Origin of the sequence: Edaphocola flava (assembly GCF_004118155.1) — a bacterium.
Lineage (GTDB): Bacteria > Bacteroidota > Bacteroidia > Chitinophagales > Chitinophagaceae > Edaphocola > Edaphocola flava.
Window position 1 is genome coordinate 925,676 of record NZ_SAIQ01000001.1, and the last position, 11,572, is coordinate 937,247.

Genomic DNA, 11,572 nt, shown 5'->3' on the forward strand with positions numbered 1-11,572 from the left:
TAATTTATTTGGTTTTTTGTGTGTGCAAATATATAGTAATATATTTTATTTTTTGGTAATCATCTTTAAAATATCTTCACTTTTATCCAGCTTAGGATCAGCGTAAAATATGGTAATTCCACCCGACTTATCATAAATGATATCATAACCTCTTGAAGCTGCGTAAGACTGAACAGAGTTAAACACTTTATCCTGAATCGGCTTGATCAGTGTCTGGCGTTTTTTGAACAATTCTCCTTCATAACCGAAGTATTTTTTCTGCAGATCTTTGGCTTCTTTCTCTTTGGTTACAATCTCTTCTTCTCTTTTAGCCCTCATAGCTTCTGAAAGCATGGCGCGCTCGGCCTGATAGCTTTTATACATCTGGTCTACACTCTGCATTTTAGCATCTACTTCTTTCTGCCAGCCATCAGAGATATTGTCCAGTTGCTTTTGTGCAGAACTGTATTCCGGTATTTTCTCCAGGATATATTTAGAATCAATTACACAATATTTCTGTGCCTGTGCGGCAAATCCGGTACCGATGAACAGTAAAGCGGCAACGATTAGTTTTTTCATCATGATATTTTTTGCTTTTGGATGCACTAAATTACTTTAAGTTTAATGAAAGCAGGTCTTTAACGGCTAATTTTCACTATTTCTTTACAACATTACAGGTTCTGGCCTTGATTTCCTTGCCAAAAAAGAGGCTGGCATGTGCCTCGAAATCAGCGGCATCGCCTGTGGTAAAGAATAATTCCGTTCCGCTCTTGTCCATGCGCGTCTCCATTTCCGGATGTCTTTGCAGGTAATCGGCAAGACTATCGGCTACTAATTCGCCCTGGCTGATTATACTAACGGAATCTGGCACGAATTGTTGTAATATGGGTGTTAAAATGGGATAATGTGTGCAGGCGAGCAGTATAGCATCAATTTGTTCATCCTGTTCCAGCAATTGCGATACATCACTGCGAATAATCAATTGTGCGGCTTCGGTCTGGTAGGCATTCGCCTCAACTAATGGCACCCAGAGAGGACAGGCATGCTGCTGCACTTCCATTTCGGGGGCAAAGTTCTTGATCTCGATCAGGTAAGATTCTGACTGTACTGTACCCATTGTACCTAATATACCGATATGCTTACTACGGGAGTATTGTCCGACCACCTCTGCTGTGGGGCGAATAACGCCCAGCACCCTCTTATGTGCTCCCAGGCGGGGCAGATCATGTTGCTGAATGGTCCGCAAGGCTTTTGCGGAGGCAGTATTGCAGGCCAGGATCACCAGTTCGCAACCATTCGCAAACAGCCATTCCACGCATTCCAGCGTATATTCATATACCGTTTCAAAAGATCGGTTACCATAAGGTGCACGGGCATTGTCGCCGAGATAAATGTAGTTATACTCCGGCATACGGGCAGCAATGGACTTAAATACGGTAAGCCCGCCATAGCCTGAATCGAAAATACCTATTGATGCCATGAAAAATCGGTTGTAAGGACTGCAAAATACACAATACAAACGGATTTATACATATCAGCTATTTAATTGTTCCTTAACATTAATGACAAAAAATGACAAAGCCAGACCTGTAACAGGACTCAGAAAACAGACTTTATGTATTATCTTTGCCGGATTATGCCTGTGATGTGATTCACTTAGTTAATTCAGATTTGACATGAAAACGATAGGAGAAAATACACCATCACTTACCCTTGAAAACTGTTCTAAATGTGTTGCCCAGGATGCGGGCAGTATGCATGTGTGCCATATCGGCAAAGGCTCTGTTCAGGAAGTGTTCCTGAAAGACTTTTCGATCTGCTATGGCAATGTAGATATGATGCGGGAACGCCTGATTAACTATGAGTATGCAGAGCCTAGCGTAAAAATGCTGTTTCAGTTCTGTGGATCCAGGATTGTAAAGATTGATGGGTTCAAAGAAGATGTAGAAATGTCCTGCAACAGCCATACACTTCTGTATACTAATATTAATGCTGGTCAGGTACATTATTCCGGTTGTGAACAGCAAAAGTTTCTGGAGGTTAATTTCAAACCGTCTTTCCTGATTCCTTATCTGCCTAACGAAACAATATTCAGCAAATTTCTCTCCCGCATAAAGGATCAGAAAAATGCAGTATTGTCCGGCACGAAAGGCCTCGTATCTGTTCCGATGCAGCAGGTGATCGACAGCATTTTTGACAGTAAGCGTAACGGTGCATTACAGCATTTATTCCTCGAAAGTAAGGTGAAAGAACTCTTACTTCTCCAGATCGAAAGCTACCTTAAATCTGCGGCTGAAGACAAAGCTGCGGTACATAAATATCATGTAGACAAGATTTACCAGGCAAAGGCAATTATCGAAGCCAATATAGGCCATCCCTGCTCGCTGATCGATCTTGCGCACCAGGTAGGCACTAATGAATGCACGCTTAAAAAAGGTTTCCGTGCTTTACTGGATACCAGTGTCTACAGTTACTGGAACGATCTGAAAATGCAAAAGGCTTATAAAATGCTCCAGGAAAGTGATGCTTCTATAGCAGATATTGCGCTGGATACCGGATTTAAAACGCCTCAGCACTTCTCTACTGCCTTCAAAAAGAAATATGGTATAACACCCGGAAAGGTAAGGACCGAACCGGTTGCAAAATAAGATATTCAATTAAAAAGCGGCTCCTGTATTGTACAGGAGCCGCTTTTTAATTATCGTGTTTTGATTATTTATTGTTGCTGGAAAGTGCTGACATGCCTTTCCGCTTTGGTCGGAAAGATATCCTTAATGGTAATCAGGATACAGGTTTCTTCTACATCTCCGAAATCAGGGTTATTTGCCGTATCGAATGTTTTCATCGTGCTACTCAGGTTCATATAGTTATTGATCAGCGGAGGTATATTTTCACCACGCTCCTTCACAAAGTTATTGAGCAGTAGGTGTCCTTTCTTGTACTCCTGCCCCTGCAGCTGATTCAGGAAATCATTTACAGGACTCACAATATTTACTTTCAGCTCCGGCTTCGCCTGCAGCAGGTTATCCTTATCCGGGAAGTAATACTGCATAAAGGCCATAATATGATCTCTGGCCAACAGGTCGAAGGTCTTATACATGGTTACTTTACCAAAGAAGTACTTAATATCAGGGTGCAGTACGACTAGTGCCCCCAGTCCATCCCAAAGATTGTCCAGGCTGAAAAGCCCTTTTTTACCTCCGTCTTTTCCCTGGTACAAGGGTTGTACGAAACTGCGACCCAATTCTATGGTATCCGGCAGGTAATTCTTTATAAACTGTTCTGAAAAATCAAAGTAATGTGTGGTAGACAGGTGTACTTTACCTGCTTCGTCAATGGCATCCTTGCATTTAATATAACGATACCCACCAATAATTTCCTTATCCTCAGGGTTCCATACAATCAGCTGCTGATAACTGTACGGTCCTTCATCATTCTCGTCCAGGTCATAAGGTTTTCCGGTGCCCCCGCCGCCGTCACGGAAGGCCCACTCGCGCAGGCGGCCGATCTCCAGCAATACATTAGGGGCATTGTCTGCATTTACAATATATATTTCATTGCCCCCTTTATTGGTTTTACGCAAAAAGGTATGCTCGTTCAGCTCCTGCTCTAATAATGCTCTGGATACCGGTGCTATGATCTCTTCCATCAAAATCTTGTAGAATATAGAATAGGTTAAAATTAATCAGGTCTAAATTTAATATTAATATTTGTAATCTCTATGACCTTATTTTCCCTTTGAGGGCTGCTGGTACACAAATGTACGGGCATACTCTTCAAAGCTGAGTTCTGGGTTTTTGCCCATTGCATATACGTATGTTCTCATACACTCTGCCCACTCATCCGGCTTGCGGCTATTGTCAAATACGGTATAAGGTATAGGCTTTCCAAAATGTATGTGCGTACTGTTATTGCGCAGTTTATACATTTCATTTGGGAGATAAAGCATTTCAATATTGGCCTTTATCCCTAACATTTTACGGAAACTGCTGAGTCGGTAAAAGAATTTGCTGAGCTTGCCCTGTACCAGAACAGGGATAACAGGTTGCTTATATTGTACTGCCTTTCTGATAAAGCTGCGGTTCCAGGGAAGATCCTGTATCACGCCATCTATTTTACGGCTTACCAGTCCGGCAGGGAAGATCATCGTTACATTGCCACCGGCATATATCTGATCTATCCGGCGCAGGTTCTGGGCTGCATTAGCACCTACTTTATTTACAGGTACGAAAAGGGAACCAAAGTTCTCTAGCCGTGTAAGGATGTCATTAACCAGGAAGTGGATATCTTTTCTTACCTTACTCACTATCTGTATCAATGCCATACCGTCGATACCACCAAGCGGGTGATTAGAGGCGATGATACAACCTCCTTCCGTCGGCACATTTTCCAGGCCCGACCAGGTGATCTTTGCACTTACCTCTTCCAGTGCGGCTTCCAGGTATTCAAATTCAAACTTATGGTGATTTGCATTTTCGAAGCGGTTTATATCCTCTTCATGTACAATATTCTTGATGTAGTTAACCAGAAAGCTGGGTGTCCACTTATGGGCAGACGGATTTTTATCCCGGAAGATCTTATCTATATCCACATATTTCTTAAATGCCATACTCAACTTATTGAACCTTGCAAATTAGTGAATTTATGCGGCTTGTATTACAAATATGGGCGTTTAGCGGAGAAATTTTGCATTTCTGTTAGTACTCCACTCTGGCGGCATCAGGGCCAAAAGAATCTTTTCCCGGATCGTTTTTGCCGCCCGCATCTCTGCAAACAGTTTACGGAAAGCATATAGCTGCACATCCCAGAATCCCTTGGGCTCATGGCCTATGGAGCCGTATACTGGTTTGGCCTCTTCTGCCACGAAAGTGCCGAAAAGCTTATCATAAACATTCATAAACTCGCCGTAATTCTTATCGATATACTCCGGGTTGCGTGCATGGTGTACATGGTGTGCCGAGGGGTCAATCATAATCCAGTTCACCAATGGTATTTTAGACACCAGATCTTCATTGATATGTATAAATGTACCCCAGATTTTAAGCAATGAGTATGTGATCACGAAGACGACTGGCTCTACACCAAACAAGGGTATAAGCAGGTATAATGCATCTGTGCTGATGACGTCAAATATAGAGTTCCTCACCCCTGTAGAAGTATTCATATGTAATGCAGAGTGATGCACTTCATGCAGGCACCAGAAAAAGCGCACTTTATGGCTCAGGTAATGGGAGCAGTATTGCAGGAATGTGTAGAGGAAGAAGCACAACGCAAACTGGTACCAGCCCGGAAGGAGGTTTATAAAACGATGCTGATACAAATAGGGATTAACCCGGGCGAGCAGTATATACTGAAGACTTGTCTGGGTCACAATGACCAAGAGACCAGACAGGACATTGATGCGAACTTCCCTTAAAAGAAAGCGCTTGTTGTTATAAAGATTGTATGCAAATTCCAGTGCTATAAAACTGATGACATAGACTGGCAAAAACTGTTTCAATGATTGGTAAAAGGCGATCTGATTCATAAATGATCATATTTTATTATATCCTCTCCAACGTCCAGATAATTTCTCCACAAATTTAATGAATCAGGATATTAATAACATCTATTAACCTTCATTTATGAAATAAAAAAAGGGTACCCTATTCAGGGTACCCATCACATTGTGAAAAGAAAGTTTATTTGATAGTGATGTACTTCATCATTACTTTTTCAATTTCTTTTTTGCGTGCTGCATCTTTCAGTTGTTTTTGCTCTACTACATCCAGTGCCTCATACATTAATTTATCATCTACCGCTTTAACCAGGGTCAGTGTGTTACCTTTGGACATTTGCTCATTCCATACCGCTACAACATCTTTCCAGAATTCTTTTTTCTCAGCAGTCCAGAATTTAGCGGCAGCATCACATTTACTGTCTTCTACACGCACATATTTGTTATATCCCTTTTCGTATGCCAGTACATTATCAGCAGCGCCTTCTTTGCGAATGATCTTTTTATTGTCCTGCTCATGCATATATCCTTTAGAAGAAACGATAAGGCGATTAGTACGCTCCATTACGTTATAATCGCTGCGTTTAGTATACTCTCTGCGAGGTAAAGGTGCATCTGCAGTGTTCAGCCAGAAAAGCTGACCATTAGTCTCTACCCATTTAGAAGTACCCTGGTAGCGTGGTGCATCATCTACTTCCCATACCGTTTGCGTCCACTCACCTTTTACAGCAGCTGCGCTTAATGGTGCTTTTTTGATCCACTTCTGATCGCCGTTATAGCTCCATAAGTTTGTTTTTTCAAACTCCCAGTCTTCTCTCCAGTGCTTGATCACCTGACCACCGGCAACGAGTAAGTGCTGCATTACATATTTTTTAGGAGTAGCTTCCAGGGGCAATACCATTTCCACTACGGCATGCTCATTCAGTTTTCCCACAGTTTGTTTTTCTGTAGTATCGTTAGTGAAGGTCTCTGCGTAGTTGAAGCTAACTTCGAAACAGCCGCACAGGTTTTTAATGGCTTCCTGATCTTTTGCTGTTTGTGCATTTGCGGCAGAGATTGCTGCCAGTACTGAAATCCCCGTAATTGCTAATGTTCTTAACATGATTTTTTTGTATTGTAATGATTGATTTAAGCTTAAGTATTTATAAGTAATAAAGTAGAATTATTGAAGCAGTTCGTATCTTAACTCCGGTCTTCCTCTTTCTCCACCGTCTTCAGAAGTGAAACTCAGGAACTTCAACCTGTAGTAATTACCCTGGCTGTCTTTTACAATATAGAAGCGGGTCTTGATCACACCAGGATCAGTAACACTTGGTGCAGCGGTTTTACGCCATCTGCTGCCAATTTTCCAGCGCTCGCTGACAAAAGTTTCTGCCTCAGCCATAGCCCTGGTATAATTATTAAACGCAGTCGTAGCTTCTGCTGCAGTCGCATATTCCTTTTCTACAGCCATTGTACCATTGAGGTAGTTGATGGCTACCAGATCGGAGAAAACATATGCTACGAAATCGTTACCCAGTGGTGTTTTGTAGATAGCCATGGTCCACATAATATCCCAGTCAGATTTTTTAGGCTCACCACTTACTACACCCTGCTCAAAGAACCAGTATTTAAAGTTGTAGTCCTCGTCTTTGGCAATTTCAATTGTATTGAACGTGGTAGCATCGATGGGCGCATATTGCAAAGTATAGCCACCGCTTACATTACGCTGCACACGAATCTTTATGAGATCTCTTGCTGCAACCGAACCCGCTGTGCCACGATGAATGACAATTACTTTATTTTCTGCTTCAGTACTGCTGACTACCGGAATGGCCGTTTTGGTCAGGTCTCCGTCAATATCATCTATCATAGCAAATGCTTCCGGTGAAGGATTGGCTATATCCAGCTCAAAGCTGACACCTGCTACATCTGAACTATTAACCGCATTGATATCGGTCTTATTGGTCACTTTGGCCATAGCAGCTGTAGTATTATTGATCAATACACGAAAATCGCTACCGCAGTAAAAGGCCAGATCCCAGCCCGCACGCGTAAGTGTACGCTGCTTATCTTTACTGAAATCAATGAATACGGAATTACCGGCAGCCGACCCTTGTTCTGAACCCACAATTCCATTTACCTGCATAGTATTACCGTTAGAACTGCTGTCTATAGGGGGAACATAAATATCTTCAATCTTTGTTTTATTACAAGAGGCAAGGCTCAGCAAAAGCACCGTAAACCATAATGCATATCTCATACTCACTATTTTAATTTGTTATTAAAATTTACGTTCAGAGAAACGAAGTAAGAACGACCGTAACTAAACGCAATATTCCCGCCACCACCGTGTACAGACCCAGAAGTAGCTGTACTTTGTAACTGGCTTACATTAAATATATTTCTTACGCCGCCGGTAACACTTAGCATAGAGCTAATTCTTTGCTGTACATTCACATCGGCCAAATGGTAGCCCTGTGTGTAGGTCAGGTATATTTCCTGTTCTCCATGATCATTCTTTTGGCTACCATAATTGGTACGTTTTGCGGTGTATTTATAAAACAGATTGATCCTGGTTTTGGTCTTTTGAATGTGATACATCACCTCCACGTTTGCTTCTGGGCTCCAGTTAAGCGCACCATACTTTGTTTCAAGTTTTGAAGATGCCTCCAGATCATTACGTAAGCCCAACAGTAAGCCGCCCAACTTCCATTCAATATTTTGTGTGGTATACTTGTTTGTAAAGGATATTCCGGTTGTTTTATTGTTCGCAATATTTACATAAGTATATTTAGTAGTACTGTTCTCTGCCAGCGCCAGTACAATCTGGTTATCAAATACGTTGTAGAAATATCCGATTTCTGTAGAATAGACACTTTTATCATTTACCGGTTTGCGATAAGTTAGAGATCCGTTAAAGCTGTTAGAGTTTTCTGCTTTAAGTTCCGGATTGCCTTCAATATCGTGGTTAGCATCCTGGAAGTTGAGATACAATTCTGTAAGCGATGGTGCACGAAAGCCTCTTGCATAAGACAGTCTTACGGATAAGTTATTATTGAAGCGGAATAAAGTATTTAATGAAGGTAGAGCCGGCGGTGCATCATATTTAGAGTTCTTATTGAAACGGACTCCGGGACGAATATTAATCCGATCCGTAGGTTTATATTCTGCCGATACAAAGCCTGCATAGTTACTTATTTCAGGCATACCTTTAATACGCTCTCCACTAGCCTTATCCCAGCTGTATTCAATACCCGGCTGTATACTCAGCTTATCATGAACATTATACACCGCAGAGGCACGGAAGTTAATAGAATTGAACTTTGCGGTATCCTGATCTCCATCACCATTAGTCAAACTTATGGTTCTGCTACGGTAATCGATTAATTCTGTTCTTGTAAAACGGGCATAGTCGGTATAGGCAAAGCTACTATTCAGAACCAGATTTGGATTCCAGCGATAATTGAACTGTGCCTGCTGCGCCATTCTGCTGGTGGTAAATGTTTTGTTTTGTGCCCTATATGTATTCAGGTTAACAGGTAATTTGGTGAGGATCTGCTCCAGCAAATAATCATTGCGATAGAAAAGATCCCATTTATTGGCATGATATCCCAGCTTTACAGATGGCAGCCACTGTTCCTTTGGCTTCCAGCTCTGTCCACGACCTATGCTGTCTGCACCAAAACCGCCAAAATCGTAGTGTAATATACCTACCTGCGCATTCCAGCCTTTATTATCCCAGCTGGCACCCAATTGCTGTGTGTGCAAGCCTTTATTGGTCCCAAAGCTATACTCTTTACCTACAGTTTCTTCAGCCACTTGAGCCTGTAACTGCAGTGTTTTTTCTTTAGATTTTTTAGTAATGATATTAATAACTCCCGCCAGGGCATCGGAACCATACATGGTAGACATTGGCCCTTCTATAATTTCAATACGTTCGATCTGAGCCGCATTGATCTGGTTCAGGCTCTCGCGGATATCGCCGCGGTCCAGCACCGGCACGCCGTCCATCAGGATCTTGATATTACGGCCGCTCATCCCCATTAGAGAAATGTCGGCAGTGCCTAATGCCATATCATTATTAAAACGAATGCCCAGCTCGCCACTCAGGATCTGCTGTACATTAGTTGCTGCACGGGCCTCAATCTTTTTCTGATCAATGACCTGCATCTTATATACCGATCTGCGCAGGCTCTGCGGCTGGTACTGTGCGGTAACCACCACCTCATCCAGGTTATGTCGGGTAGAGTCGGATTGCTTTTGTGCATTTGCCGTTTGCGAGAGTCCATTCACAGCTAAACCTATACACAATATAGTTAAGTGTACACAGGTACGGGAACGGCCTTTCAAAAACATAACTTTTCGCACAATTACAAGATTTTTTGCAAAACTATTAACAATAACGGCATTGAAGTTGTCAAATCAGGAACTCTTGTTATAAAATCGGGATTTTTTACGGTTATCTGACAATACTATATACATAAAAAATATTTTAAATGTAACAGAATTCAGAAAAAGATCAAATTAGCCTTATATTAGCGGAAACATTTAGTACATGAAGAAATTTTTACTTTTCCTGGGCCTGCTCTTCTGCAGCCTTCATTTTTCTGCATCCGCACAGACTACAACTATAAAGGTATTTGATACTGTACTGTATTTTGACGGTTATGCCAACAGAGTAGATACTCCATTGCCTCCTCCCGGTGTTATACGCCACCGTAACGACCTGTATGCACGCAAGCTCAGCACGCAGGAATTACAATCTATCGGTAATACCCTTACCATGAATATAACGATTAAGGCTGCCTGCGATAACTATGACCGTATAGGTAATGTAAACATCGCATTTGTACCTAAAGGTGATACTACATACAGTCCGGATAGCGTGTCCAGAATTGAGATAGGCCGTTATATTACTCCATTCATGAATAAAAATGTATCTCCAAAGCAGGTACCCTATACTTATACAATGGACAATGTAGCATACCTTTTGCGTGATGCTGCACTGAATGCGGAATATGATATATGGGTAGAACTGGAGCTATTTGGTGTGCCTTATGCAGCTAATACCCAGGTGGCAGGCTGTGCCGGCAGAAACGATGTATTCTACGGATCTCTGGATTTCGTGACCAGCGGCCCTACCGGATCACAGAACAATAATGTGCTTATTCCTATTGCATTTAAAGAATCATTCAATAATTATAATGCAAATGCTACAGATACTGTGGGTAAAACAACCAGAACATTTACGTTTGATGTGCCGCAGAACCTGACTGATGCCTCTTTCTTCCTGATTACTTCTAATCATGGTGCAAACTCCGGAGGAGAAGAATATATCCGACGCAACCACTATGTATATTATGACGGCAGCCTGATTCATACGTACAAGCCGGGACGTACCTCCTGTGAGCCGTTCAGACAATACAACACTCAGGGTAATGGCATCTATGGCAGCAGCCCTAAATCGGATGCAACCTGGCAGTCGTTCAGTAACTGGTGTCCTGGAGATAAAATCGACATTCGGGTATTGAACCTGGGTCCAGTAACTGCAGGTACGCATAAATTTATGATCACTGTACCGGCGGCTACCTTTGCCGGCGGACAAGGAAACTTCCCGTTATCCTTATACTTCCAGGGCAAAACTTCTGGCATGCTATCGACCAAGGATGCGCAGATTACGAAGTCTTCTTTCAGTGTATATCCTAATCCTGCACAAGGTGCCGTAATCGTAGAGCAAAAGGGTAACCTGTCTATAAAAGGTATACGCGTATATGATGCGCTGGGCAGAAATGTCCTGACACAGACTCAGGTTAATCAACCGAAATTCAGCTTTGTTACTACAGATTATGCTTCCGGTTTATACCTGATCCATATCGAAACCAAAGAAGGAACTGTAATTGAAAAATTACAGGTTATCAAATAGAACATAATAACATTTTCGTTCCGCAGGGAAGCTCCAAAAGGGCTTCCCTGCTTGTTTTTAACCCTATTGAGCAATTTATTATTTGCTGCGTCACAGCTTGACGGAGACACGTTGTTTCTTTGCTCTAACAAACCAGAAAACCCTATCAACCTCAAAAACCACACCTATGATTTTATATATTCCCCGGTATG

At 42.0% G+C, this 11,572-nt stretch carries 11 protein-coding genes; 3 read left to right on the plus strand and 8 right to left on the minus strand.

Annotation, left to right across the window (positions count from 1 at the left end):
- Positions 1 to 45 precede the first annotated feature (45 nt).
- Positions 46 to 561: an OmpH family outer membrane protein gene (locus tag EMP01_RS03960; RefSeq protein WP_237559463.1), complete on the minus strand. Its 516-nt coding sequence runs from the start codon at positions 559 to 561 to the stop codon at positions 46 to 48.
- Positions 562 to 634: 73 nt separating this feature from the next.
- Entirely contained in the window at positions 635 to 1,459 is an 825-nt protein-coding gene (gene murI / locus EMP01_RS03965; protein WP_129020179.1) for a glutamate racemase, read from the minus strand.
- Between the two features lie 196 nt (positions 1,460 to 1,655).
- Here murI and EMP01_RS03970 point away from each other — a divergent pair, with 196 nt between their 5' ends.
- Positions 1,656 to 2,627 carry a helix-turn-helix domain-containing protein gene (locus EMP01_RS03970; RefSeq protein WP_129020180.1) on the plus strand — a complete coding sequence of 324 codons (972 nt, stop codon included), beginning with the start codon at positions 1,656 to 1,658 and terminating at the stop codon, positions 2,625 to 2,627.
- 68 nt (positions 2,628 to 2,695) lie between these two features.
- On the opposite strand, the gene EMP01_RS03975 is transcribed toward EMP01_RS03970, so the two are convergent.
- The 3 genes from EMP01_RS03975 to EMP01_RS03985 all read right to left on the minus strand — a co-directional run bounded on the left by EMP01_RS03975 (position 2,696) and on the right by EMP01_RS03985 (position 5,248).
- Positions 2,696 to 3,628: a GNAT family N-acetyltransferase gene (locus EMP01_RS03975; RefSeq protein ID WP_129020181.1), complete on the minus strand. Its 933-nt coding sequence runs from the start codon at positions 3,626 to 3,628 to the stop codon at positions 2,696 to 2,698.
- A 78-nt stretch (positions 3,629 to 3,706) separates the two neighbouring features.
- Positions 3,707 to 4,588: a 1-acyl-sn-glycerol-3-phosphate acyltransferase gene (locus EMP01_RS03980; RefSeq protein ID WP_129020182.1), complete on the minus strand. Its 882-nt coding sequence runs from the start codon at positions 4,586 to 4,588 to the stop codon at positions 3,707 to 3,709.
- A gap of 63 nt (positions 4,589 to 4,651) precedes the next feature.
- Entirely contained in the window at positions 4,652 to 5,248 is a 597-nt protein-coding gene (locus EMP01_RS03985; RefSeq protein WP_237559484.1) for a sterol desaturase family protein, read from the minus strand.
- Between EMP01_RS03985 and EMP01_RS15665 the strand changes: the two genes are divergently transcribed.
- Positions 5,195 to 5,395 carry a hypothetical protein gene (locus tag EMP01_RS15665; RefSeq protein ID WP_237559490.1) on the plus strand — a complete coding sequence of 67 codons (201 nt, stop codon included), beginning with the start codon at positions 5,195 to 5,197 and terminating at the stop codon, positions 5,393 to 5,395. The two genes, EMP01_RS03985 and EMP01_RS15665, sit on opposite strands and share 54 nt — an antisense overlap.
- Before the next feature lie 265 nt (positions 5,396 to 5,660).
- Here the strand turns inward: EMP01_RS15665 and EMP01_RS03990 are convergent, their stop codons facing one another.
- From EMP01_RS03990 to EMP01_RS04000, 3 genes are read right to left on the minus strand one after another with little or no spacing between them, the layout of a single operon-like run.
- Complete coding sequence (locus EMP01_RS03990; protein ID WP_129020184.1) at positions 5,661 to 6,578, minus strand: DUF6607 family protein; 918 nt, start codon at positions 6,576 to 6,578, stop codon at positions 5,661 to 5,663.
- Between the two features lie 60 nt (positions 6,579 to 6,638).
- The gene (locus EMP01_RS03995) at positions 6,639 to 7,718 is read right to left on the minus strand and encodes an HmuY family protein (protein WP_129020185.1); all 1,080 of its coding nucleotides are present in this window, start codon (positions 7,716 to 7,718) and stop codon (positions 6,639 to 6,641) included.
- Positions 7,719 to 7,723: 5 nt separating this feature from the next.
- Positions 7,724 to 9,808, minus strand: a complete 2,085-nt coding sequence (locus tag EMP01_RS04000) for a TonB-dependent receptor plug domain-containing protein (protein ID WP_237559464.1) — start codon at positions 9,806 to 9,808, stop codon at positions 7,724 to 7,726.
- A 205-nt stretch (positions 9,809 to 10,013) separates the two neighbouring features.
- Here EMP01_RS04000 and EMP01_RS04005 point away from each other — a divergent pair, with 205 nt between their 5' ends.
- Complete coding sequence (locus tag EMP01_RS04005) at positions 10,014 to 11,381, plus strand: peptide-N-glycosidase F-related protein (protein ID WP_161971214.1); 1,368 nt, start codon at positions 10,014 to 10,016, stop codon at positions 11,379 to 11,381.
- Positions 11,382 to 11,572 lie beyond the last annotated feature (191 nt).

Excerpts from the sequence above, each read along its gene's own strand:
- EMP01_RS03990 (WP_129020184.1), bottom strand. The coding sequence starts at position 6,578 with ATGTTAAGAACATTAGCAATTACGGGGATTTCAGTACTGGCAGCAATC.
- EMP01_RS15665 (WP_237559490.1), top strand. The coding sequence starts at position 5,195 with ATGGCTCAGGTAATGGGAGCAGTATTGCAGGAATGTGTAGAGGAAGAA.
- EMP01_RS03975 (WP_129020181.1), bottom strand. The coding sequence starts at position 3,628 with ATGGAAGAGATCATAGCACCGGTATCCAGAGCATTATTAGAGCAGGAG.
- EMP01_RS03970 (WP_129020180.1), top strand. The coding sequence starts at position 1,656 with ATGAAAACGATAGGAGAAAATACACCATCACTTACCCTTGAAAACTGT.
- EMP01_RS03980 (WP_129020182.1), bottom strand. The coding sequence starts at position 4,588 with ATGGCATTTAAGAAATATGTGGATATAGATAAGATCTTCCGGGATAAA.
- murI (WP_129020179.1), bottom strand. The coding sequence starts at position 1,459 with ATGGCATCAATAGGTATTTTCGATTCAGGCTATGGCGGGCTTACCGTA.
- EMP01_RS04005 (WP_161971214.1), top strand. The coding sequence starts at position 10,014 with ATGAAGAAATTTTTACTTTTCCTGGGCCTGCTCTTCTGCAGCCTTCAT.
- EMP01_RS03995 (WP_129020185.1), bottom strand. The coding sequence starts at position 7,718 with ATGAGATATGCATTATGGTTTACGGTGCTTTTGCTGAGCCTTGCCTCT.
- EMP01_RS03960 (WP_237559463.1), bottom strand. The coding sequence starts at position 561 with ATGATGAAAAAACTAATCGTTGCCGCTTTACTGTTCATCGGTACCGGA.